Annotated in this window: 24 protein-coding genes; 19 read left to right on the forward strand and 5 right to left on the reverse strand. The window is 51.0% G+C overall.

Going from position 1 to position 22210, the window contains the following annotated elements:
- A complete protein-coding gene (locus tag ACN0IC_RS04470; RefSeq protein WP_416877559.1) occupies positions 1 to 840 on the forward strand; it encodes a hypothetical protein in 840 nt (279 codons plus the stop codon).
- Here the strand turns inward: ACN0IC_RS04470 and ACN0IC_RS04475 are convergent.
- Complete coding sequence (locus ACN0IC_RS04475) at positions 794 to 1465, reverse strand: uracil-DNA glycosylase (RefSeq protein WP_416877560.1); 672 nt, start codon at positions 1463 to 1465, stop codon at positions 794 to 796. The two genes, ACN0IC_RS04470 and ACN0IC_RS04475, sit on opposite strands and share 47 nt — an antisense overlap.
- Entirely contained in the window at positions 1462 to 2664 is a 1203-nt protein-coding gene (locus ACN0IC_RS04480; protein WP_416877561.1) for a nucleoside triphosphate pyrophosphohydrolase family protein, read from the reverse strand. The genes ACN0IC_RS04475 and ACN0IC_RS04480 overlap by 4 nt, the downstream gene beginning before the upstream one ends.
- 383 nt (positions 2665 to 3047) lie before the next feature.
- On the opposite strand from ACN0IC_RS04480, the gene ACN0IC_RS04485 reads away from it, so the two are divergent.
- The 14 genes from ACN0IC_RS04485 (at position 3048) to ACN0IC_RS04550 (ending at position 15732) form a co-directional block, all read left to right on the forward strand.
- The gene (locus tag ACN0IC_RS04485; protein ID WP_416877562.1) at positions 3048 to 5108 is read left to right on the forward strand and encodes a conjugal transfer protein TraG; all 2061 of its coding nucleotides are present in this window, start codon (positions 3048 to 3050) and stop codon (positions 5106 to 5108) included.
- Positions 5109 to 5110: 2 nt separating this feature from the next.
- Positions 5111 to 5641 (forward strand): hypothetical protein, encoded by a 531-nt coding sequence (locus ACN0IC_RS04490; protein WP_416877563.1) that lies wholly within the window; start codon positions 5111 to 5113, stop codon positions 5639 to 5641.
- On the forward strand, positions 5634 to 6644 hold the full coding sequence (gene trbB / locus ACN0IC_RS04495; protein ID WP_416877564.1) for a P-type conjugative transfer ATPase TrbB: 1011 nt from the start codon (positions 5634 to 5636) through the stop codon (positions 6642 to 6644). The genes ACN0IC_RS04490 and trbB overlap by 8 nt, the downstream gene beginning before the upstream one ends.
- The gene (locus ACN0IC_RS04500; RefSeq protein ID WP_416877565.1) at positions 6629 to 6970 is read left to right on the forward strand and encodes a TrbC/VirB2 family protein; all 342 of its coding nucleotides are present in this window, start codon (positions 6629 to 6631) and stop codon (positions 6968 to 6970) included. Before trbB ends, ACN0IC_RS04500 begins: the two co-directional genes overlap by 16 nt.
- On the forward strand, positions 6970 to 7245 hold the full coding sequence (locus tag ACN0IC_RS04505; protein WP_416877566.1) for a VirB3 family type IV secretion system protein: 276 nt from the start codon (positions 6970 to 6972) through the stop codon (positions 7243 to 7245). The genes ACN0IC_RS04500 and ACN0IC_RS04505 overlap by 1 nt, the downstream gene beginning before the upstream one ends.
- On the forward strand, positions 7242 to 9701 hold the full coding sequence (gene trbE / locus ACN0IC_RS04510; protein WP_416877567.1) for a conjugal transfer protein TrbE: 2460 nt from the start codon (positions 7242 to 7244) through the stop codon (positions 9699 to 9701). Before ACN0IC_RS04505 ends, trbE begins: the two co-directional genes overlap by 4 nt.
- Complete coding sequence (trbJ, locus tag ACN0IC_RS04515; protein WP_416877568.1) at positions 9680 to 10411, forward strand: P-type conjugative transfer protein TrbJ; 732 nt, start codon at positions 9680 to 9682, stop codon at positions 10409 to 10411. Before trbE ends, trbJ begins: the two co-directional genes overlap by 22 nt.
- Positions 10411 to 11781 carry a P-type conjugative transfer protein TrbL gene (gene trbL / locus ACN0IC_RS04520; protein WP_416877569.1) on the forward strand — a complete coding sequence of 457 codons (1371 nt, stop codon included), beginning with the start codon at positions 10411 to 10413 and terminating at the stop codon, positions 11779 to 11781. The genes trbJ and trbL overlap by 1 nt, the downstream gene beginning before the upstream one ends.
- Before the next feature lie 22 nt (positions 11782 to 11803).
- Entirely contained in the window at positions 11804 to 12505 is a 702-nt protein-coding gene (gene trbF / locus ACN0IC_RS04525) for a conjugal transfer protein TrbF (RefSeq protein WP_416877570.1), read from the forward strand.
- On the forward strand, positions 12502 to 13554 hold the full coding sequence (gene trbG, locus ACN0IC_RS04530; RefSeq protein ID WP_416877571.1) for a P-type conjugative transfer protein TrbG: 1053 nt from the start codon (positions 12502 to 12504) through the stop codon (positions 13552 to 13554). The genes trbF and trbG overlap by 4 nt, the downstream gene beginning before the upstream one ends.
- Positions 13551 to 14822 (forward strand): TrbI/VirB10 family protein, encoded by a 1272-nt coding sequence (locus tag ACN0IC_RS04535; RefSeq protein WP_416877572.1) that lies wholly within the window; start codon positions 13551 to 13553, stop codon positions 14820 to 14822. The genes trbG and ACN0IC_RS04535 overlap by 4 nt, the downstream gene beginning before the upstream one ends.
- Positions 14819 to 15043, forward strand: coding sequence for a DUF2274 domain-containing protein (locus ACN0IC_RS04540; protein WP_416877573.1), 225 nt, complete (start codon positions 14819 to 14821; stop codon positions 15041 to 15043). Before ACN0IC_RS04535 ends, ACN0IC_RS04540 begins: the two co-directional genes overlap by 4 nt.
- Positions 15044 to 15076: 33 nt before the next feature.
- Entirely contained in the window at positions 15077 to 15394 is a 318-nt protein-coding gene (locus ACN0IC_RS04545) for a DUF736 domain-containing protein (protein WP_416877574.1), read from the forward strand.
- A 71-nt stretch (positions 15395 to 15465) separates the two neighbouring features.
- Positions 15466 to 15732 (forward strand): helix-turn-helix domain-containing protein, encoded by a 267-nt coding sequence (locus tag ACN0IC_RS04550; protein ID WP_416877575.1) that lies wholly within the window; start codon positions 15466 to 15468, stop codon positions 15730 to 15732.
- Positions 15733 to 15784: 52 nt separating this feature from the next.
- On the opposite strand, the gene ACN0IC_RS04555 is transcribed toward ACN0IC_RS04550, so the two are convergent.
- Positions 15785 to 16870 carry a site-specific integrase gene (locus tag ACN0IC_RS04555; protein WP_416877576.1) on the reverse strand — a complete coding sequence of 362 codons (1086 nt, stop codon included), beginning with the start codon at positions 16868 to 16870 and terminating at the stop codon, positions 15785 to 15787.
- Positions 16871 to 16971: 101 nt separating this feature from the next.
- Between ACN0IC_RS04555 and dusA the strand changes: the two genes are divergently transcribed.
- Together dusA and ACN0IC_RS04565 are read left to right on the forward strand one after the other, a co-directional pair.
- The gene (gene dusA, locus ACN0IC_RS04560; protein ID WP_416877577.1) at positions 16972 to 17964 is read left to right on the forward strand and encodes a tRNA dihydrouridine(20/20a) synthase DusA; all 993 of its coding nucleotides are present in this window, start codon (positions 16972 to 16974) and stop codon (positions 17962 to 17964) included.
- On the forward strand, positions 17964 to 18803 hold the full coding sequence (locus ACN0IC_RS04565; protein ID WP_416877578.1) for a sulfite exporter TauE/SafE family protein: 840 nt from the start codon (positions 17964 to 17966) through the stop codon (positions 18801 to 18803). The genes dusA and ACN0IC_RS04565 overlap by 1 nt, the downstream gene beginning before the upstream one ends.
- Here ACN0IC_RS04565 and ACN0IC_RS04570 read toward each other — a convergent pair.
- Entirely contained in the window at positions 18800 to 19279 is a 480-nt protein-coding gene (locus tag ACN0IC_RS04570) for a retropepsin-like aspartic protease family protein (RefSeq protein ID WP_416877579.1), read from the reverse strand. The genes ACN0IC_RS04565 and ACN0IC_RS04570 overlap by 4 nt on opposite strands.
- Before the next feature lie 213 nt (positions 19280 to 19492).
- Here ACN0IC_RS04570 and ACN0IC_RS04575 point away from each other — a divergent pair, with 213 nt between their 5' ends.
- Together ACN0IC_RS04575 and ACN0IC_RS04580 are read left to right on the forward strand one after the other, a co-directional pair.
- Positions 19493 to 20464 (forward strand): nicotinate-nucleotide--dimethylbenzimidazole phosphoribosyltransferase, encoded by a 972-nt coding sequence (locus ACN0IC_RS04575; RefSeq protein WP_416877580.1) that lies wholly within the window; start codon positions 19493 to 19495, stop codon positions 20462 to 20464.
- A gap of 92 nt (positions 20465 to 20556) precedes the next feature.
- Positions 20557 to 21600: a Glu/Leu/Phe/Val family dehydrogenase gene (locus ACN0IC_RS04580; protein ID WP_416877581.1), complete on the forward strand. Its 1044-nt coding sequence runs from the start codon at positions 20557 to 20559 to the stop codon at positions 21598 to 21600.
- Here the strand turns inward: ACN0IC_RS04580 and ACN0IC_RS04585 are convergent.
- The gene (locus tag ACN0IC_RS04585) at positions 21587 to 22075 is read right to left on the reverse strand and encodes a hypothetical protein (protein WP_416877582.1); all 489 of its coding nucleotides are present in this window, start codon (positions 22073 to 22075) and stop codon (positions 21587 to 21589) included. The two genes, ACN0IC_RS04580 and ACN0IC_RS04585, sit on opposite strands and share 14 nt — an antisense overlap.
- Positions 22076 to 22210 lie beyond the last annotated feature (135 nt).

Here is a 22210-nt window from a genome sequence, read left to right on the forward strand (position 1 = left end):
ATGGTTTCACACTACAACCCGATGCGGCCAAGCAAAACCTGTGTTGAAGCGTGGCTTGCCGCGGCTCAAAAACTGCGCGATGTTGGCTCTTTATATGGGCTGGTTTTGCACATTACTGATCCAGTGAACCACAGTGAAACAGACCACGAAGTGATTTCCCGAGTTGATCAATTTCTCAGAGAGCACAAATCTTTCCCGATATCGACCGTCGCAAACACGATTTTCCCGGAACAATTATATGTGCCGGGGAAGCGTGAGTTGTTGTATGAGCGTTATGATCGGCAATTCCCCCGAATCAAAAAAGCGGTGCCGGATTGGGGGCGATATTTTCATCGACTTACGAATTGGAAAAAGAGTCGCGATGGGAAAACTGAAAATCAACTAGAAACGATGATTATCAACCTGAAAAAATTTGGTCCAGCGGCTTCAGATGAAAAGAACAGATACCATATGTATGAGTTGAGCCTTTACCATCCTGTGCGGGATGCGAACAAATTTCGGGGTAGGCAATGTCTGAGCTTTATCGAAATCAAACCTGAATTAGACGGTGATAACGTTCGACTCCATATGACTGCGCTATATCGAAGCCACTTCTATATGGCAAAAACACTAGGTAATCTTATTGGATTAGGTCGTCTACTTTCATTTATCGCTCGGGAGAGCGGTCACGAGCCAGGAAGCTTAACTATCCACTCTACATATGCCGAACTTGATGCCGGAGTGACTGACAAGAAACGTGGCAGTAGTGCATGGAACAAAGGTGGTGCGAAACAGCTTATTTTGGATTGTGAAGCTATTGTAAGCGAAGTGATCCCGTCACAAGCGGCTGAGACGGCATGAGATTGTAAAGAGCTTCCACCTGCGAAACGAACTCTGATTGACCGCCGTAACTTGGATGTCTAACTCGCTCCACAGGAACTGTTAAATCCTCAACAGCCCGTTCTGCGTCTCTGCCTACTGCAATAATTTTGTTAGGCGATAAAAGTTGAATAAGTGCGTCTAAAAATGGTCTGGCTTCGTCTCGTTCTCGACTCGTATGACTTCTATTGCTCATCGGCTCGTCGGGAGTGTGAGGGTGAAACGGAAATACGTTCCAAAGCATTACAGGCTCTTCTATACGAATGAGTGTGTTCCACATCACGGTCGCAGTTCGCTCGGCCATGGTTGGGCCTTTAGTTGCTTTACGAAAGGACGCGCCGCCCAACAAATCGCTAGCATGTGACAAGTGCGCTTCATCAGTGAGTGCCAGTCCAGTGCGACGTCCGCCACGATAACCTAGATCACGCGCCACCCACAACGTGGTTGCTTTTCCGTCGAGTGCGGCAATAATCATATTGCGTAGATTGGAACGACGGATTTTGGCGGCGTCATATCGATCAAAAGTATCGCACTGATCAGAGTATGGATTGAACGTGCTGACACCTTGATAGGCTGCTAAATCTGAAATGAATCGATTGATTGTCATGCCCGAAGCTCTGACACGCTTATGCTGTGCTTGTCCAAATTTAGTTTGATTATTCCAGCCTTTTTTTCCTTGAGAAACCGAAAACAAGCAAACCCCTCCAAAATTGCTTCTTCCCAAAGCCAGAGCGGCATACTTTCCACCTCATAACCGGCGACGAATTCACGAACTGTTTTGAGCAAATCGAAGGATAATTCCCCAGGTTTTACATCTTGGAACATGTTCGCGCTTTTCGCGTGATTAAAAATCATGGTTGCCAGCCCTTCTTCAATCAGGATTGCACGAGCACCGTCTTCGGCTTCATCAGTCGTTGGATCAGATTTTCGTTTGAGTTTAAAAAGCGCTCTTGTGACTGGAGACCAGCCAAGCTTGGCCGCGTAAGCGTAGTGAAACACATCGTGAAAACGATAAAAGTCTTCGTCTCGAATGTTGTCGGTAAGTGGGTCACCAATATTGATATCATTACAGGTTTGGAAGACATAACGTTTTCCGCGCTTGATACGCTGCTCAACACGTATTTGAAACTTGCGTGGCAAGCGCTCAGTTTTATCCTCATGCTCTGAATCCAAAAGGGACGGATATACTTTCTTGCCATGAGGCCAGCGGTCAAAGGTTTTGTATAGATTGTCTACAGCTGCGCTTTGAAGATCGATACCGGCTGCACTTGCCGCGCGTAAAAGTGACTTCATGATTGGTATTAAGTATCCGGTTATCTGTTCGCTACTGTGTTTCTGTCGATTGCGCGCATAGAAGTCTGTCAAATCTCCAACTTCCCCAGCTAGTGAGATTAGCTGTCGAATTAGGCGAGACATTTCTGTTTTACGTGATCGTGAAAATTGCTGTTGTACATCCGAAAACCGTACTTTGGGTCTTGGCTTTTTGATGTCACGATTGGCGGACAGAGTAGCAATTTCGGAGAGCCGTATACCACTTAAATGGCAAACCATGGTGTAATACCAGAGAAAGTCACCAAGTTCTTCTTCGACAGCATGATGGTATCGTGCGCTGGAAATGTCATCGCGTGTTTTCTTTTTTACGACGCTTAAGAGGCTTCCAGCTTCGCCAAAAAAGCCGAGCATAATATTATCAAGCGCAACTTCCGCCTTGGACGAGTATTGGTTGGTCTGAACTGCTAATGTCTCGTAGTGATCGATAGTTAGGTCATTGATGGAAGGTATGGAAGAATTTTCAAGATATTTCATTAAAGTCCAACGCTGATTCGACTACCTTAAGAATAGGACTTAAGTAACTACTCGCAATTGAAAACTTGCATAGTCAATTGAACTACTTTGTGATGGAACGAAGTATGTAAAACTAACTTAGCAGATGTCCGGTTTAAGGATATCTCCTGCGCGAGCCGCCCGAAAAAATCCTTCTTTATAGCTTCATACGTTTGAGAAAGAGATACTTGTTTGCCTGAGCGCGGCCAATGTGGTGGGTACTTTTGCAAATCTATCATTTTCACAGAAACTCACAGAAGTTCATAGAAAGTCATAATAGTTCACGCGATTTCACTATTTAGGAACTAGACCAAAAATCGACATTTCTGACAGCCTAAGTCCATCGCAATTGAAGGACTTAGGTAATGTCGCCACAAAATATCTTGATTGGACAGATACTCGTTGTTTTCACGACGATCATTCTGACGACATGGTATGCTACCCAGTGGGTGGCGCTTCAGTTTGATTACGATGCTTACTTGGGAACGGGATTCGCAGAGCTTGGCAATCATAAAATTTATGCGCCTTGGAGCCTGTTCAAATGGTGGTATCAGTTTGATGCCTATGCACCGCACATCTTTTCCAGAGGGGGACAGATTGCAGCGGGAGGCGGTTTTCTCGGGATTATCTTTGCGGTCATTGGGTCAGTATTGCGTGGACGCTCCGCCAAAGCGCTGAACACATTTGGCTCGTCTCGTTGGGCGAATGACAAGCAAATCAAGAAGGCCGGTCTGTTTGGTGAACGCGGCGTTTTCCTTGGCCGCACCACGCATGACTATATCCGTCATGACGGCCCGGAGCATGTCATGGCCATTGCGCCGACGCGCTCCGGTAAAGGCGTCGGCCTAGTTGTTCCAACGCTTCTGTCTTGGACAGACAGCGCCGTTATTCATGACATCAAAGGCGAGAACTGGCAGCTCACTTCCGGCTGGCGCTCAACTTTTTCTCACTGCCTGCTGTTCGATCCAACCAATGCCCAGAGCGCGAAGTATAATCCGCTTTTAGAAGTCCGTAAGGGCGAGTGCGAAGTGCGCGATGTCCAAAATATTGCCGACATCCTTGTTGATCCCGAAGGGATGCTCGAGCGCCGCAACCATTGGGAAAAGACCGCGCACAGCCTCTTGGTCGGCGCTATCCTTCATATACTCTACGCAGAGCGCGATAAGACGCTGGCTCGCGTAGCCTCATTCCTCTCTGACCCGAACCGCTCTTTTGAAAAGACGCTACGGGTTATGATGAAAACCAATCATCTCGGTAACCGGGCAACGGCAAAAGTCCATCCGGTGGTCGCACAAGCAGCGCGTGAACTCCTTAATAAATCTGAAAACGAGCGCTCAGGTGTTTTATCAACGGCTATGAGCTTTCTCGGTCTTTACCGGGATCCCACGGTCGCCGAGGTAACATCAAAATGTGATTGGCGCATCGCCGATCTTATGGCGGCAGACAAACCCGTCTCGCTCTATCTGGTCATTCCGCCATCTGACATCTCGCGCACGAAACCGCTGGTTCGTCTTATTCTCAATCAGATTGGCCGCCGCTTGACGGAAGAGCTTGTCGTCAGCGGTGACAAGACGGCTAAGCGCCAACTCTTGCTTATGCTTGATGAGTTTCCCGCATTGGGTCGTCTTGATTTCTTTGAAAGCTCTTTGGCCTTCATGGCTGGGTATGGATTGCGGGCATTCCTGATTTCGCAATCGCTCAATCAGATTGAAAAAGCTTACGGCCCTAATAATTCGATCCTCGACAATTGCCATGTAAGGGTTGCCTTTGCGACCAATGATGAGCGCACGGCCAAGCGTCTGTCTGATGCCATTGGCAGCACGACGGAAATGCGGGCCATGCGAAACTATGCAGGTCATCGCCTGGCCCCTTGGCTTTCCCACGTCATGGTCTCTCGGCAAGAAACGGCGCGTCAGCTCATCACGCCGGGCGAGATTATGCAGTTGCCAAGCCATCAACAGCTCATCTTGCTGTCAGGTTTTTCGCCCATCAAAGCTCAAAAAATTCGCTATTATGCGGACAAGAATTTCACTGGCCGTGTCCAAAACCCTCCGACTCTCTCCCCGAATGGCACAGACGATTTGCCCCCTTCATCGTCTTGCATGTGGGGTGATGCGACACGGCCGGTGGATGACAGACTCTACACTGAAACAGACAAAGCCGTGCAGGAAAAAATCGCGTCAGCCTTAAATATAAAGACTGACACTGATGAGGATGAAGATAGCGGCGGCAAAGAGCGAAGCCCTGAACTCAGCGGACACGAGCCCTCGCATTCACCAAACAATGCCGGGGAAAAGTCTCGTGATGTCTCTGAAGACGACGACCTCACACCCGCAATCAAACTCGGCGAGTTTGTCAGAGATACCGCCAATCTTGCCCGCGCCCATGACCTGACCCGCAGCACAGATATAGACCTTGGAATGTAACGATGAGCAATGAACTCACAGCCCGCGTTCGCGCGCGTATCACACCGGAGAACGCAGCCCTTTTAGATGTGCGGGCGCGCGCCTTGGGTAAAACAAAATCCCGCGTCATCAATGATGCTTTGTCATCCTGTTTCACTTTCGAGCATGACGACGCACGAGATGCCCGTATCCTCGAAAAGCTGGATATGATGATCCGTCATAATCATCGGCATTCGCGCGATCTCAATCTACATTCTGAGACCTTCGCTCTATTTCTGCATTTCTACTTCACAATGGCGCCTCAAATATCAAAGGCTGATACCGATGCGCGCGCCGCGCGCGGCGTGGGGCTGATGAATCAATTCGTAGATCAGCTCGGCGCTAAAATGCGCATGGGCGGCAAGACATTCAAACAAGCTCTGTCTGACGTGCTGGTGTCTGACCAAGAGTTTTTCCGTCTTGATGAAATTCAGCTTCTCGAAAAATTACAAAAGAAGAAAGCGTCCACACCAAACAAGACCTCAAAAAAGAAGAAGGAGACCGCAGATGTCTAGCCTTCAGTCAGCCGCCACATCAGACCGCACGCTTGCAATGCTGCGCACAGCACTCGGGCCTGTCATCACTCAGGCCTTAGATGACCCAAAGGTCGTTGAGATCATGCTCAATCCCGATGGGCGTTTATGGCTAGATAAATTGGGCGTTGGGCGTTTCGATACAGATAGCGTGTTGACCCCTGATGAGGGCGAGCGCGTCGTGCGCCTCGTCGCCAGTCACATCAATCAGGACGTGACAACAAAAGCGCCAATTATCAGCGCGGAGCTTCCGGGAAATGGTGAGCGTTTTGAGGGCGTTTTGCCGCCCGTTGTGTCAGCGCCGTGTTTTTCCATTCGCAAGGGAGCTGTCGCGGTCTTCACGCTGGATGATTATGTCACAGCCGGCAGCCTCACTTACGAGCAATCGGAATCTCTAAAATACGCGGTCACCTCTCGTCAAAACATCCTCATTGTTGGCGGGACTTCCAGCGGCAAAACCACTTTGGCCAATGCCTTACTGTCGGAAATATCAGACACAGGCGACCGCGTTGTCATTCTTGAAGATACGCGCGAGCTTCAATGCGCAGCCAAGGACACAGTAGCGCTTCGCACACACGGCTTGAATGTAACGCTGGCGGATTTGGTGCGCTCGACCCTGCGACTTCGCCCGGACCGCATCATTGTTGGCGAAGTGCGCGGGCCGGAAGCCCTCCACATGCTTAAGGCTTGGACGACGGGCCATCCCGGCGGCATTGCGACCGTCCATGCAAATTCTGCAAAAGCGGCCTTGGGCCGGATTGAACAACTGATTTTAGAGGGCGTGGCCATTGTGCCGCGGACTCTAATTGCGGAGGCCATCGACGTGATTGTCTTCATTTCCGGACGAGGCTCCAAACGCCGCGTGCAGACAATCGCGCGCCTCATTGATGTGACGGAGAAGGGCTATCAGCTCGAACCGCTCACAGCGTCGTCTTCCATTCCTAAACTCACATTTGACGGAGGTAACTCATGTACGGACCACTAACACACGGGACGATAAATCAACGGCTAATTTACGGCGCGGCACTCATTGTTTTGATTATGATGCTCATGCCGCAGACGGCTCACGCAGCAGGCTCAGCCATGCCGTGGGAAGGGCCGCTGACAAGTATTCTGCAATCTATTGAAGGCCCGGTTGCCAAGATTTTTGGCACAATAGCAATCATTATGACAGGCATTGGCCTAGCCTTTGGTGATGCGGGCGGCGGCATGCGCAATCTCATCAAAATTGTCTTTGGCCTGTCGATTGCTTTCACGGCGACAAGCTTCTTCCTGTCATTCTTCAGCTTTACAGGCGGCGCGGTCATCTAATGGCTGACGCGACCGCATATCAGCTTCCTGAAGGTTTCACCATTCCGGTGCGCCGTTCATTGACCGAGCCCATCCTATTAGGCGGAGTTCCGAGAACGGCGGCCATCCTCAACGGCACACTTGCGGCGGCTTTGGGCCTTGGCCTCCAGCTCTGGCTACTCGGCATCATCTATTATGTCTGCGCCCATACGCTTTGCGTCTTCTTCGCCTCGCGTGATCCGCAGTTCATGGAAGTTCTGGTCCGCCACATTAAACACAAAGGGTATCTCGCATGATGAATTTAAGCGAATATCAAAAGCGGCCGGATTGCCTGTCGGATTACCTGCCTTGGACGGCTCTGATTGCACCGGGCACAGTGCTCAATAAAGACGGTAGTTTTCAGCGCACGGCAGAGTTTCGGGGTCCTGACCTTGAAAGCTCGACTGAGGAAGAATTAGTGGCGACCTGTGCGCGCCTTAATAATGCACTTCGCCGTTTCGGCTCAGGCTGGGCGCTCTATTTTGAAGCCGCCCGTATTCCAGCCCGCAAATATCCTGTGTCTGAATTTATTGATCCTGCTGCTTGGATTGTTGAGCAGGAACGTCGGGGCGAATTTGAAGAAGAGTCCAGTCAGCGCGATTTATTCGAAAGCGTCTATTACTTGACCTTCCAATTTCTGCCGCCTGCGGACAGATCGAGTAAGGCAGAAAGCTGGATTATAGAGACGCCAGCCGATGATAAAAGCGTGTCTGTTCAAGACCATCTTCAAAGCTTCATGTCGGAATGCGACAGATGCTTAGATCTTTTGCAAAGTCAATTTCCGATGGCGGAGTGGCTGGATGATGATGGGGTGCTGACATATCTGCATTCAACGGTTTCGCCAAAACGTCACCCAATAAAAACGCCTAAAACGCCTGCCTATCTTGATAGTTTAATTGGCGGGGCCGATCTTGTTGGCGGGCTTGTGCCGCGTCTTGGTGAGCACTCAATTCATACAGTGACGATCCTTGGGTTTCCGAGCGAGACAACGCCGGGTATCTTGGATGAACTGAACACATTGGGTTTCTCATACCGCTGGATGACGCGCTTTTTGCCGCTCTCCAAAGCCGAAGCCTCAAAGATCATTACAAAGACCCGGCGGCAATGGTTCGCCAAGCGTAAGTCTGTTGTCGCGCTGCTTAAAGAAGCGCTGATGAATGAGACCACACCGCTTGTTGATAGCGATGCTGACAATAAAGCGATCGATGCGGATGCCGCCTTGCAAGATCTCGGCGGGGACTATGTGTCCTACGGTTACATGACGACGGCTATATGCGTGATGGACGAAGACGCGACAGTAGCTGAAGCACGTATTAGAGCGGTTGAGCGCATTATCAACGGACGCGGATTTGTCACCATCCATGAAAAGGTCAATGCCGTTGACGCTTGGCTTGGGACGCATCCCGGCAATCCATATGCGAATGTGCGGGTCCCGTTAGTTTCGACATTGAACCTCGCCCATATGATGCCGCTCTCAGCCGTTTGGGCGGGACCTGAAAGCAATGACCATCTTGGCGGTGCGCCGCTCCTATACGCGACAACGGAAGATCATACGCCGTTTCGTCTGGTCACCCATCAAGGCGATGTCGGGCATACGCTGGTCGTTGGCCCCACGGGCGCAGGTAAATCAGTCTTACTCAATCTGCTATCCATGCAGTTCAAACGCTACCCGAACGCGCAGGTTTTCACCTTTGATAAAGGCGCGTCATCACGCGCCATGATTGAAGCGCTTGATGGTGATTTCTATGCTCTGGGCGAAACGAACTCGGGTTTGGTGTTTCAGCCCCTGCGAGAGATTGATGAGCCCTTAGAGATCGCATGGGCGTCCGAATGGATCAGCGGTCTGCTTACATCTAAAGGCGTCGATGTCACGGCGGAGATTGAAAATACAGTTTGGACTGCTCTGCAAAGCCTCGCCAGCGCGCCGGAAGAGCAGCGCACGCTCACAGGCCTCTCAGCTCTAATTCAAGATAGCGACTTACGTCTGGCGCTAAAGCCGTTCACACTTGAGGGCGCTTACGGTCACATTCTCGACGGCAATAAAGACACCTTGCGCGATAACGCCGTGCAGGCTTTCGAGATGGAAGAGCTGATGCACTCAAAGGCGCTTGTTGCGCCCGTGCTGACTTATCTCTTTCATAAGCTTGAATCGCGTTTTGACGGTAAACCCACATTCTTGATACTGGACGAGGCCTGGGTCTTTCTCGATGATCCAATGTTCGCTGACCGTATTCGCGAATGGCTAAAAGTCCTGCGAAAGAAGAACGTCTCCGTTATCTTCGCGACGCAATCACTTGCAGATATTGCGAGCAGCCCCATTGCGCCTGCGATTATTGAAAGCTGCCTGTCACGGATATTTCTTCCCAATAACCGCGCAATGGAGCCGCAGCAAAAAGAAGCTTATGACCGCTTTGGCCTGAATAAGCGGCAGGTTCAAATCATCGCCTCGGCCACGCCCAAGCGGGATTATTACTTTCAAAGTCACGGCGGCAATCGCCTGTTTGATTTACAGCTTGGCCCGGTCGCGCTCGCCTTTTGCGCGGTGGGTTCAGAGGAAGGCCAAACCCAGATTGACCGCGTCCTTGAATTAGGCGGCCCCGATAATTTTGCAGCCCATTGGCTGCGCTTCAAGGGCCTGGAATGGGCCGCAGACCTTATGGCTGACCAATTTCATGAAGAGGAGTATGTCCCATGGCTCGACGTCGCGGAATAATCACAATCGCTATCATTGCGGCTATGGGGCTTTCCCATGCGCCCTCAAGTCATGCCCAATTTGGCGGGGTTGTTTATGACCCGGCAAACTATGTGCAAAATTTCTACACGGCCGTTCGCAGCTACACGCAGATTATTCGCCAAGCGCAACAGCTTCGTAATGAAGCCAATATGCTGATCAATCAGGCTAAGCATCTCTCCAGACTGGACGTGAACTCTGCCACTGATTTGAACCGCATCTTGAATGAGATAGCCTATTTGAACCGGCAAGCAGAAAACGTGGCTTACGATGTAAACCGCACACGCCAGCTTATCAGAGAGCACTTTCCTGAGAGCTATGACGGCATGTCGCAAGATGAACTCATGGTGCAAGCCGAAGCGCAGTTTGAAATGTCAGAGCGCGCGCAAAATGACGCCATGCTCATGCAGTCAAAAATGGTTGAAAGCCTCCAAGAAGATCAGGCCTTGCTCAGTCAGCTTATGAATTCAAGCCACAGCTCGGTGGGCGAGCTGCAAGCCACGCAATCGACAAATCAATTGATGGGCCTACTCGTCAAACAATCAATGCAAGCGCAGCAAATGCAAATCACCCAAGCGCGGGCAAACAGTCTTGAAATGTCGCGCCAACTCGCCCTCGAAAAAGAGGCCCGCGCTCGCAGACGGCTTTTCATGGGTAGCGCAGATAACGCCTATATTGGGGGCACACCGTAATGGCTGATCCCACAAGTCTCGGCGTGATTGACGAATTTGTCGTCACCTTCACAAGCTATATAGATAGCGGTTTTGGTTTGCTCGGCGGCGAGGTCCAATATCTCACAGCTATCCTTATTGGCATCGATATTACCTTGGCGGGTCTTTATTGGGCGATGGGATCTGACAACTCCGTCATCGGAAAATTCCTCAAAAAAGTTATGTATGTTGGCGTCTTCGCGCTGATCATCACAAACTTTTCCGGCCTCGCAAATATTGTCTTTAATAGCTTTGGCGGGCTTGGCCTAAAAGCGACGGCCACAACAATGACGGCTGATGATTTGCTTCGCCCGGGCTTCATTGCCAATACGGGCTTTCAGGCGGCCCACCCGATTTTGACGCAGATAGGCGAGCTTACCGGGCCTGTGAAGTTCTTTCACAACATCGTATTGATTGTCGCGCTGTTTTTGGCGTGGATCATCACGATGTTCGCTTTCTTCTTTATCGCGATACAGCTCTTTGTAACTATTCTTGAGTTCAAGCTGACGACGCTGGCAGGGTTTATACTGATACCCTTCGCGCTTTGGAATAAGACATCTTTCTTAGCAGAGAAGGTCCTTGGAAACGTCGTGGCCAGCGGCATCAAACTTATGGTGCTTGCGATTATTATAGGGATTGGCTCGACAATCTTTGGCGACATTACATCAGCTTTCGCGCCGCCTGCGAGTGCTCCTGATACGGTAGTGCCTATCACCCTGAAAGATGCGGCCTCCATCATGCTTGGCTCAATGGCCTTACTCGCTCTTGGTATTTTCGGCCCTGGTATCGCAACAGGCTTGGTTTCCGGCGCGCCGCAATTAGGCGCTGGCGCAGCGGTCGGCACGATGGCGGCAGTCGGCGCAGGCGCTCTGGCTGGAGGCGCCGTCGCAGGGGCCGGCATTAAAGGGATCGGGAAAGGCGCAGCGGCTTCCGTCAAAGCGGGAGCCTCTATGGCGGGCGGTTCCAAAGTGGCCTTCACGCTGGGCAGTATGTCCCAAGGCGGCGGTCTTAAAGGCGCGGCGGCGGGGGTAGGTGCCGTAGCTCAAGCGGGCGTGATGTCAGTCGCGAAAGCCGGAGGCCGTAAAGCGCTCGCAGCAGGCGGCGCAGTATCAACGGCACATGGCAATGGCATGCGCGGCGGAATGGCCGCTTTGTCCAAAGGCATGAAACCCCCTCGTAAGGATGGGGGCGGAGGTTCCGGCTCGGGTGAAACGGGCAAAGGGCCGAATTGGGCCAAGAAGGTTCATCGCCAACAGCAAACCCGTCATGCCACGCGCACTGCCACAAATGCGCTTCGCGGCGGTGATGGCGGCGGCAGTGGAAGCGGCCCATCCTTAAACCCGGACGCATAAATCTGAATAGGAGGACAAGACGATGAAATGGAAACGTAACCAGTCGAAATTTGGAAAAACACCTGTCCCTGAGACGCCGTATCAACGCGCGGGGCAAAAAGAAGACCGCCGACTAGGACGAGCCAATGCGCGCGGCAATAGATGGTGCTTGGCCTTTTGCGGCGCCATGGGATTAGCCGCGCTGTCGACAAGCGGCCTGATATATCAAAGCGCTCAAGCCAGCATCGTGCCTTGGGTGGTTGAAGTGGACGAAAGCGGCGCGGTTAAAGCGTCAGGTCCGGCGCATACAAATTTCAAACCTTCAGACGCGCAGATTGCGCATCAATTAGCGCGCTTCATAAGCAATGTCCGGTCAGTCTCAATCGACCCTGTTGTTCTGCGTGATAATTGGCTGAACGCTTATAATTACGCCACAGATCAAGCGGCGCTTATGCTCAATACCTACGCCAATGAGAATGATCCTTTTGCCGATATTGGGCAGCGCAGTGTGACCGTGGATGTCACGAGTATCGTGCGCTCATCCGAGGATAGCTTTGAAGTGCGTTGGCGCGAAAAATCTTTCCGTAATGGCGCGCAGCTCACCACGCAAACTTACACGGCGAGCCTTTCAATCATCACCAAGCCGCCGACGGACGCGGAGACCCTGCATCGCAATCCACTCGGTCTCTATGTCCACGGACTTCACTGGTCAAAAGACCTCAACGCAGCGGGAGCCTCACAATGAAACAGACATCACACAAAGCACGCCTAATCCTCACCACATCAATTTTGGTTTCCGCTGTTAATCTATCAGGTTGTGCCACTCTTGAAGGCGCATGGGGCAATATAAAATCGGGAAGCGTGACGACTCCGGATGAAATGTCCAAAGCGCTCTACGTGCCTGAACCTGTACAAGTCTATGACGTTTTAAGTGAAGCTGACGATTACGCGGCCCAGACGATGCCAAGCTTGATAATGGATGGGCAGATGAAACCTATGCCGCTTGATGTGGATCTATTTGATGGCGGGCCATCTTTGTCCGGCTTTCAAGCCGTCAGCTACGCCAATGATGCCGCCATTGTGAAGCCGACGACCGATAATTACCTCAACGCGATTCAGCTTTATCCCTACACGCCGGGATCACTCTATCAGGTCTACACCTCCCCAACGCAGGTCACCGACATTGCATTGGAAAAGGGTGAAGGGCTTATCACGGTCTCCGCAGGGGACACAGAACGCTGGACGGTAGGCGATACGGTTTCAGGCAGCGGCGTAAATGAGCAGGTGCATATTTTGGTGAAGCCCATGGCAGCCAATCTTTCGACTAATGCCATTATCACCTCCACGCGGCGTACCTATTATTTGGATCTGAAATCTTTCGCCGACACTTATATGGCAGCGGTGTCTTGGCGCTATCCGCAGCAAGCTATCCGAAATTTGAGACAGGCCGCGCCGGAAAAAAGCCTTGTCACCAAGGCAAGCTATGAGCGTGTGGATGCAAGCTTGCACGCTGATGATCTGCGCTTTGATTATGTCATTAAAGGCGACACACCGCATTGGCGGCCGACACGGGTGTTCGATGATGGGTCGAAAGTCTTCATAGAATTTCCCCAAGGGTTAGCTGCTTCTGAAGCGCCGCCCTTATTTGTCACGGACGGAAAAGGCACCATCAGTAAACTTGTCAATTACCGCGTCAGAGACGGCTATTATGTCGTTGATCGCTTATTCGACGCCGCTGAATTGCGGCTGGGCGAGAAAGATCAAACGGTCGTCCGTATTGAGCGGCAGTCGTGAGTGTCACTGGCATGAGCGAAGCGCCTCCCAATCTCTCAATACGGGCACGGCCGCGCGCTGTTCGTCGGTTTAGCCGCAAGGCGCTCCTCGGCGGAAGTCTGGTATTAGGCGCTGTTATGTTCGGAGCTTTGGCCATGGCGCTTCAATCACCCCAGCACGATGAAAAGGCGGAAGAGCTCTACAATGTCACCCATAAGCCGATGGCGGCAGGATTAGAGCTTCTGCCCAAGAGCTATGAAGAGATGAAGCCAAAGCTGGGGCCACCCTTGCCCGGTGACTTAGGCGAGGCGTATCTGGCTAAAGATCAGGTTTTGCCGACACCTGCCCAAGTCGCCGTCGCGTTAGAGACATCTCGACCTAAACGAAGAGCCTATAGCGCGCCTGCGCAGCCTTCATATCAGCCTGCAGCGCCTGCCTATAATCCGCCGACTCCAGGACCATCTACTCAAAGTTTGTTCTTTGACGTGGGCCGTAAAGCCGCGGGCGGTCAGGTTCAGCAATATGCGGGGGCCGCAACCGTTGACCCGTTAAGCCAAGGCCTCGGATTTCCGGTGCCCGAGATGCCCGGTTATCCCGCGCCGCCTTCCGGGTTTGATTTAGGGAACGCTGAGAGTGACCCAAATGGGCAAGTCGACAAGCAGGCCTTCTTGGAGCGGGGCGCGGATGATATTTACAATTCGCATGGCCTTGTATCGCCGCGCTCACCTTATCAGGTCATGGCGGGTAACATCATCCCGGCGTCATTGGTCACAGGGTTAAACTCTGACCTACCGGGCCAAGTTATCGGTCAAGTGACCGAGAACGTCTATGATACGGTGACAGGGCAGCATCTGCTCATCCCGCAAGGATCCCGTCTCATGGGGCGCTATGATAGCGTCATTGCTTTTGGTCAGAGCCGCGCGCTTGTAGTCTGGACGCGGCTTATCTTGCCTAATGGCGATAGCATTCAGCTTGACAATTTACCGGGCTCTGACAGCCAAGGTTTTGCAGGCTTGAAAGACAAGGTGGATCGCCATACTTGGCAGTTCATCAAAGGCGCTGCTCTGTCATCGCTTCTCTCGATCGGGTCAGAATTGGCCAGCGATGATACTGACCGCCTGACGCGAGCCTTACAGAACGCAGGCCAAGACACAGCGAACATTGCCGGGCAGCGGATCATTGACCGCAATCTGAATGTTCAACCCACATTGCGCGTACGCCAAGGCTGGCGGTTTAACGTCATCGTGTCGCGCGACCTTATTCTCAAACCCTATGGAGGCCACCCATGAGCACGCCCAAGCTAAAGCTACACAAACTTCCCGATACCAAGCCAACCAAGCACACAATTTCTGTGATGCCGGACTTGGAAGCTGAGTTGGAAGCCTATGCCAAAGTCTATGAAAAGGCTTACGGCGAAAAGGCGGAGATCTCAGCACTCATCCCGTCAATGCTCGCAAGTTTTCTTGCCGGTGATGCGGGGTTCAAAAAGGCCAAGCGCGAGCTGGCCTAATTTCCACCACGTCAAGCACAGGAGAAAAACGCTATGGCTACTATTGGAACATTCAAACCGACAGCGACGGGCTTTGAGGGCACCATCGCAACATTGATGACGAGTAAAAAGGTTCGCTTTGTCGCGAATGAGAAAAAGAAAACGGAAAACAGTCCGGACTATTTTGTAAAATCCGGTCGCTGTGATCTCGGCGTGGCTTGGAATGATGTCACGGAACCGCAGGACGACGCAGAGCCGCTGGAATATATCAGCGTGAAGCTTGACGGGCCTGAAATGACGAAGCCGATCAATGCCGCGCTGTTTCACCGTGAAGATGGTGCTGACCTCGTGTGGTCACGTCCGAAGTCATAATCTTAAGCAAAAAAATTGATGTGGTGCGCATTTAAGCGCGCACCACACATTGAGGTAATAGGAGTTAAAGTATGGAACGAGAACAGGAAGGTTTGCCGCAACCAAAAAATCGGCATCGTCCAATCGATAGCCCTTATAAAACTGTAGATGAGGCTGCAGAGTATTTACGCCTTAATCCACGAACTTTAAACAATATGAGGTCAGCGGGCAGGGGGCCTTGTTTTCACAAGCATGGCCGCAGAGTGCTTTATCATATCGATGAATTAGCTAAATGGTCAGGTCTTACAAAGAAGACGATGCGGGAGCCTGAGGTAGAAACTCATAATATGTTCGCGTAGTTCTTTGACATCTCAAAACAAAAATAAAGTTGAGCCTTAAGGGGCTCATTTTTTATAGAGGTTTTACTGACGCGAGAGGACTGACTTGTCGTGGTCGATAATCCGCAAAAACCACGGCAGGGTCCAAATGGGTATAGCGTTTGAGCATTTTCCAGTCTTTGTGTCCTGTTACTAATGCAACTTTTTCAATACTTAACCCTGCTTCGAAAAGTCGACTAGTGGCTTCGTGACGGAAATCATGAAATCTCAAGTCTACAATGCCCAATTTGTCACGACCACGCCGATAGTATGTACCGATAGTCTTATTATTATATGGAAATATCCGGCCTGTTGCGCGAGACTCAAATTTTTGCTCTTCGAGAAGAGCCCATGCATCATACCCCGTTAGGTCAAGAAGGGGTACGCGTTGATGATTTCCGTATTTGTTCCTAGGGTCCTTTCGGTCCCTAACAATGATGCAGCGAGTTCTTGCATCGAGGTCTTCCCATGTTATCCGGCAAATTTCGCTTTGGCGCATGCCGGTAGCAATTGCAAACTTGATAATCCGGGCAATTGGGATGTTTGTGGTGCTGAAATTCTCAAAATAACTTATAAGACGATCTAGTTCGTTCTGGGTTGGTCGTCTATCTCGTTCATTGCTACGGCCAATTAGACCTAAGCGTCTCAATGCGATTCGAGCAAGATCAACTTCTTGAGTTGTTATTTCAACTCCATGAACTGCAGCAGCATGAATTATAATAGTATGAATGTAAGAAATATCCGCGGCGAGGGTTGCTGGGCCAGCTCCTTCTTTAGCGCGCTTCTGTCCATACTCTAAAATCGTCGCCCTTTTCAGTCTTGATAGTTTTGTCCTGCCTAAGTTTTTCTTCAGCATTCTCAAGGCAAACTCTTTGGATCGACCTAGGGGTTTGTTGACCTCAATCATGTCCGCAATATGCAAATCTATCAGTTGCCCGAAAGTCGTGAATCCAGAAACTTTAGGTGCTATAATATTTGTCCCTTGGTCTGTTCGTCTGTCCGCTTCTAGTGACCAAGAGACTGCGTCAGCTTTTCTTGAAAAGGTTTTTGACGCATACTGACCCTTGCGTCTAATCTGTACGCGGTAGTTACCTGATTTGAGTTTTACTATAGTTGCCATTTTGTGTGCAATTCGTGTGCAGTACCACAGAGAATCGGGGTGATTTCCAGTGAATTTGAGTGCACACGCGTCCTTTCTAAGTGTTTGAAGTATAACAAAAAATGAAGCAAAATCAAGAGTTTACAGTAAGTGTTGCACCCATGATGGATTGGACGGACAGGCATTGTCGGTGGTTCCACCGTCAGCTTTCGAAACGCTTGGAACTCTATACCGAAATGGTGGTTGCCGATGCGGTCATTCATGGACCTCGCGATAGATTGCTTGGGTTTGATGAGAGTGAGCATCCGGTCATACTCCAGATTGGAGGCAGCGATCCTGAGAAGTTATCCGAGGCCTCTAAAATCGGGGAGGATTATGGCTATGACGGACTCAATATAAATATTGGATGTCCGTCCGACAGAGTCCAGTCGGGTCGCTTCGGAGCCTGTTTAATGGCAGAGCCCGAACTCGTGGCGGAGTGTTTTTCTGCCATGCAGAACGCCGTAAAAATACCTGTGACGGTAAAATGCCGATTGGGGATTGATGAGCAGACTTGCGAAGAAACCCTGCCAGAATTTCTGGAGACCGTCTCCAAAGCGGGATGCGACACTTTTATCATTCATGCCCGAAAAGCCTGGCTTCAGGGATTGAGCCCAAAAGAAAACCGCGACGTGCCGCCTCTGGATTATGACCTGGTTAAAGAGATGAAAGTTCGTTTTCCGAATTTGAAAATTGAATTGAACGGAGGCCTCAAAGACATCGAAAGCTCTTTGCAGGAAACAACCCAATTAGACGGATTTATGCTGGGACGAGCCGCCTATCATACGCCCTGGTTACTAAGCGAGATAGATAGCTGGGTTTTCGGAGACCCATCGCCTGATTTTGATCGCAGCGATATAGTGTCCCGCTTGGTCGGGTATTTACACTCAATCGAGGAGCAGGACCGCTCGGCAAAAGCCCTGCTTCGTCATGTCATGGGACTATATAGCGGACAGGTTGGGGCGCGGCTCTGGCGCCGCGCATTGAGTGAAGGCGCGGCAAGCGTTATCAAACCCTCTGAGGTTCTTACTCAGGCCCATCAGGTCGTTACTGACGCTTTGGAACGCGCGGCTTAGTGGATCCTGCAACCCTTATATTTTTGATTTTCGCCTTGCTCTGCGTCGCGATGGTTTCCGGTTTTGCCGCTGGATTATTTGGAATAGGCGGCGGGGCGGTCATGGTGCCGGCTCTTCATTATGCCTTGAAGGCGATTGGCGTCGCCAATGAAACAGTCATGCATACAGCCGTTGCCACGAGCGCCGCCGTCATCATCGTCAATAGTTGGCGATCCGTGCGCAAACATCACGCCCGAGGCTCTGTGGATATGGATATCCTGTTGCCAAAACAAATTTGGCGCAGTTATGGATTGTGGATAGGGGCTGGCTCTTTCTTAGCGGCCTTATGGATTGCTCCTAAAATGTCCGGAGAGGCTCTGACGGCCCTATTTGCTATCATTGCCTTTTTTGTCTCCCTTCAATTTATTTTCGGCCGTCCCGATTTTGTCATCAGGCAGTCCGTCCCGGGGGGATTGGCGCCGCCAGTGGTGGGCTCAACCGTCGGCGGGTTATCTGCCCTTATGGGTATCGGGGGAGGCTCCCTGAGCGTTCCCTTGCTAAGTCTATGCAACGTACCAATACACAGGGCTATCGGAACGGCTTCAGGGTTTGGACTGGCAATTGCGTTGCCGGCAACGGCCGGGTTTATCATCTCTGGCTGGGGCGTCGGCCAGAGACCTGTTTTATCGCTAGGTTACGTCAACATCGCCGGATTTGCCATCATCGCGGGGGTCTCACTATTTTTTGTTCCCCTTGGCGTGAAAGCCGCTCACGCGCTAAATGCCTCTATGCTGAAGAAAATTTTTGGACTCTGTCTGATGCTTGTCGTGCTGAATATGCTGCGCGAGAGCCTGCTTTAAAACCGTAAAGTCATGACCGTCGGACTGGCCTGAACAAATTGAAGTTCTCCCAGATAGGTCATGCCCAGTAAGGAGACATCCAGGCCCGTCGGAACGACTATGGCGTCGACATCCTTTATGGTAATGGCTCCCACCGAAATTCTGTCCAGCACGATGCGCGCTGCCATATTGTCGCCGCCTGCCGTTCGAATTGGTAGATCATAGACAAGATCGCGCGTTTTTATGCCGGCCTTTTTTGCATCCATTTCGGTCAGCGCCACCATGCCCGCGCCTGTATCAACCAGAAACCTGACGGATCCGGTATTGACGCGCGCTTGTGTCCAGAACTGTCCATCACTTGGATTTTTACGCAAGGTAACGACAGAGGCGGATTTGGGCGCTTTGTTTTCTGATTGAATGGGAGCCGGGGATTGGGTTTCTATAGTCTCAGACGGCGCGCAGGCCATCACAACAAGGCTTAAGACAAACCCTATCATGAGACGTTGTAAGCTCCGCCTTAGGGTGCTCCGTTCAAACAAGGAAAACCGGGCGTGTCTGGGACCGATAAACCGAAAACGCCTTTCGGGCCTGACAGATAAGTTTCCAGATGTCATAAACATGCAGTTTGACTATCGTAAAAGCCTTTGAAAGGTTTTAACAAAAGAGAGTGTGAGCAGGATTCTTATGTTCACGGTAAACAGGATTTTAATATGAGCCAAGCTCGCCCTTTTGACGACATACTCGACTTGATCGAGACTATGCCGACACTGAATGAAGGGAAGCGGAATGATTTGACCCGGAAAATGGAAGAGGTCTGCGGACACTTATCCCCATTGGGGCGCCTTTGTCCGGATTTGGCAAATGTCGCGGCCTGGCAGGACCGGGAAGTTCCGAGTCTTTCCCGGCCTTTGATCGCGGTCTTTGCCGGTACGCACGGCGTTTCTGACGGCGTATTCGGGTCTGATATTATCGAGGCGTCTAAAGCCCGCGTAAAAAGCCTGACCGAAGGCAAGGCGGCTGTGCGGGGTATGGCCGCTGACCTGGGGTCTGCCTATAAAGTTTATGAATTTGGGATAGAACACCCCTCCGCCAATTTCACCAAAGAAGCCTCACTCAGTGAACGTGACTGCGCGGCCGCCATTGCGTTCGGTATGGAAGTTGTGGCCGAAGGCGCGGACGTTATTGTACTGGGAAATGCGGGATACGGAGCGGCTACGGCCGGAGCGGCGATTGCAAAGGCTCTTTTTGGCGGGGCATCAGATTATTGGGCCGGCGGAACAGAAAAAGGGGCTCAAGCCCGTATCAAAGCTGTCGAGGAGGGCGCAAAGCGGCACAACCGAGAAGATACGCCGTCACCACTTGAAATTTTAAGAGACTATGGCGGCCGTGATATTGCCGGATTGGTCGGAGCTATTTTGGCCGCACGGCACCAACGCATCCCTGTTATTCTGGATGGTTATGTCGTGTGTACGGCGGCAGCGGTTTTACACCGTATAAACCCTGCAACACTGGACCACTGCATAGCGGCGCAAGTGTCCATAGAGCCCGCCCATCAAGCACTTCTGGATCGGCTTGACCTGACTCCGATTGTAGATTTGAAAATCAATATTGGTGACGGAACGGGCGGGGCCTTTGCTCTATCCGTATTGAAAACTGCTGCTGCCGGTTTAACAAGTTTGTAGTATAAAGACTGTATTTTGCGACAAAATACGCAAGAAATTCCCTTAGAATTTCGATATAGCGCAATTGTCGTAACTTCTTACAGGGGCCGTATATGGCTGTTTTTTCACATGCTGATTTTGCTGACCACGAAGGCGTTTATTTCGCCAGTGATCCGGACTCTCAACTGCGCGCTATCATTGCTGTCCATTCGACGGTGCGAGGTCCAGCGGCAGGGGGAACCCGTTTTTGGCGCTATGATTCAGACGAAGCGGCTTTAACGGATGCACTGCGCCTATCCAAGGCCATGAGCTACAAAAACGCTGCGGCCGATTTGCCATTGGGGGGCGGAAAGGCTGTGCTCATCTATCCTGACGGGGAATTTGACCGGGTCAGCTTATTTGAGGCCTATGGCCGCGCAATTGATCGTTTAAACGGCACCTATATCACAGCAGAAGATGTAGGCGTTTCTCCCAGTGATATGGACATTATCTCTTCCCAAACCAAACATGTTGCCGGGCTTTCCAAAGGGAAAGCCGCGTCTGGCGATCCTTCTCCTGTGACCGCAGAAGGCGTTTTTCGAGGCTTGCTTGCCGGGGCCAAACATTTGTGGGGCAGTGAGGATCTATCAGGTAAAACAATTGCGGTTCAGGGCTTGGGCCATGTCGGTTACGCTCTCTCTGAAAAGCTCCATAAAAGCGGAGCCCGTCTTATTGTCGCGGATATTAACAATGAGGTGTTGGACAAAGCCGAGGCTGCATTGAATGCAAGCCGCGTCGAGATCGGGGAAATACATGCCCAGGAAGCCGACATATTCTGCCCCTGTGCTTTGGGCGGTGTGCTTAACGCTCAAAATGTGCCGGAGATTAAAGCTCAATTAATCGCCGGCGCGGCCAACAATCAATTGGCGTCCGAAGAAGTCATGCCATTATTGGAAAAAAGAAATATTACTTATCTGCCGGACTTTGTCTTGAATGCGGGCGGTATCATAAATGTCGCCACAGAAGTTTCAGGTGAGTATAGCACGGCTTGGGTTGAGCAAAAGCTGGTTGGGCTGAAAGAGACGATTATCGAGATTTTGAATACGTCTGACAAAGAGGGAATTTCTACACTCCAGATTGCTAACCGCATTGCAGAGCAAAGGCTTAAACGAGCCTAGGTAGACAGTCGGAGCTTTCCGCTTTGCGGCTGTCAGGTGTGCCAACATCTATGGTGAAATCCGGATCAGCGCTTTGTTCAAAGTGAATGGCGACGATCACAGCCTGACTTAAAATCTCACCTTGGTTTAAGCTCGTTTTGCGTTTTGATTGGTAAAGCACACGGTCTTCTCCGTTCATTGTAGAACAGACGAGAGCGACGCCGGGCATTTGAGCATTGTCGCCGAAACGGGCCTTTCCAATTTGGCCGCTTTTGTGGACTTGGACTGTAACATTCCCAACGGCGTCATTTGCACTGACATAAAAAGGAGCATTACTTGCCACTGCAAACCGCTTTCGACCGTTGATAGAGTCTATTAAAACGACGCTTGCTGTCGGCGCCTCTGAAACAGATAGACGCTCTAACATTTTAGCCGCCGCCGGAAAGCTTGCCAGTTCAATCGCTATCAGGGCGATTAGAATATTTCGTTTTTTCAATAATTTATTTTTAAAGCTGCTAAACGCCATCATATTTCCTGGTCATGCTAGGTGTGAACAGACCAGATGCAGTTTATGTGCCATCATATCTGTCGGATTGACTGGAAACGAAACAGCAAACTGGTTAAGGGGCGC

It is taken from the genome of Litorimonas sp. (genome assembly GCA_029936425.1).
Lineage (GTDB): Bacteria > Pseudomonadota > Alphaproteobacteria > Caulobacterales > Maricaulaceae > Litorimonas.

Coding starts and splice junctions, on each gene's coding strand:
- ACN0IC_RS04470 (WP_416877559.1), top strand. CDS start 1: ATGGTTTCACACTACAACCCGATGCGGCCAAGCAAAACCTGTGTTGAA.
- ACN0IC_RS04475 (WP_416877560.1), bottom strand. CDS start 1,465: ATGACAATCAATCGATTCATTTCAGATTTAGCAGCCTATCAAGGTGTC.
- ACN0IC_RS04480 (WP_416877561.1), bottom strand. CDS start 2,664: ATGAAATATCTTGAAAATTCTTCCATACCTTCCATCAATGACCTAACT.
- ACN0IC_RS04485 (WP_416877562.1), top strand. CDS start 3,048: ATGTCGCCACAAAATATCTTGATTGGACAGATACTCGTTGTTTTCACG.
- ACN0IC_RS04490 (WP_416877563.1), top strand. CDS start 5,111: ATGAGCAATGAACTCACAGCCCGCGTTCGCGCGCGTATCACACCGGAG.
- trbB (WP_416877564.1), top strand. CDS start 5,634: ATGTCTAGCCTTCAGTCAGCCGCCACATCAGACCGCACGCTTGCAATG.
- ACN0IC_RS04500 (WP_416877565.1), top strand. CDS start 6,629: ATGTACGGACCACTAACACACGGGACGATAAATCAACGGCTAATTTAC.
- ACN0IC_RS04505 (WP_416877566.1), top strand. CDS start 6,970: ATGGCTGACGCGACCGCATATCAGCTTCCTGAAGGTTTCACCATTCCG.
- trbE (WP_416877567.1), top strand. CDS start 7,242: ATGATGAATTTAAGCGAATATCAAAAGCGGCCGGATTGCCTGTCGGAT.
- trbJ (WP_416877568.1), top strand. CDS start 9,680: ATGGCTCGACGTCGCGGAATAATCACAATCGCTATCATTGCGGCTATG.
- trbL (WP_416877569.1), top strand. CDS start 10,411: ATGGCTGATCCCACAAGTCTCGGCGTGATTGACGAATTTGTCGTCACC.
- trbF (WP_416877570.1), top strand. CDS start 11,804: ATGAAATGGAAACGTAACCAGTCGAAATTTGGAAAAACACCTGTCCCT.
- trbG (WP_416877571.1), top strand. CDS start 12,502: ATGAAACAGACATCACACAAAGCACGCCTAATCCTCACCACATCAATT.
- ACN0IC_RS04540 (WP_416877573.1), top strand. CDS start 14,819: ATGAGCACGCCCAAGCTAAAGCTACACAAACTTCCCGATACCAAGCCA.
- ACN0IC_RS04545 (WP_416877574.1), top strand. CDS start 15,077: ATGGCTACTATTGGAACATTCAAACCGACAGCGACGGGCTTTGAGGGC.
- ACN0IC_RS04550 (WP_416877575.1), top strand. CDS start 15,466: ATGGAACGAGAACAGGAAGGTTTGCCGCAACCAAAAAATCGGCATCGT.
- ACN0IC_RS04555 (WP_416877576.1), bottom strand. CDS start 16,870: ATGGCAACTATAGTAAAACTCAAATCAGGTAACTACCGCGTACAGATT.
- dusA (WP_416877577.1), top strand. CDS start 16,972: ATGAAGCAAAATCAAGAGTTTACAGTAAGTGTTGCACCCATGATGGAT.
- ACN0IC_RS04570 (WP_416877579.1), bottom strand. CDS start 19,279: ATGATAGGGTTTGTCTTAAGCCTTGTTGTGATGGCCTGCGCGCCGTCT.
- ACN0IC_RS04575 (WP_416877580.1), top strand. CDS start 19,493: ATGAGCCAAGCTCGCCCTTTTGACGACATACTCGACTTGATCGAGACT.
- ACN0IC_RS04580 (WP_416877581.1), top strand. CDS start 20,557: ATGGCTGTTTTTTCACATGCTGATTTTGCTGACCACGAAGGCGTTTAT.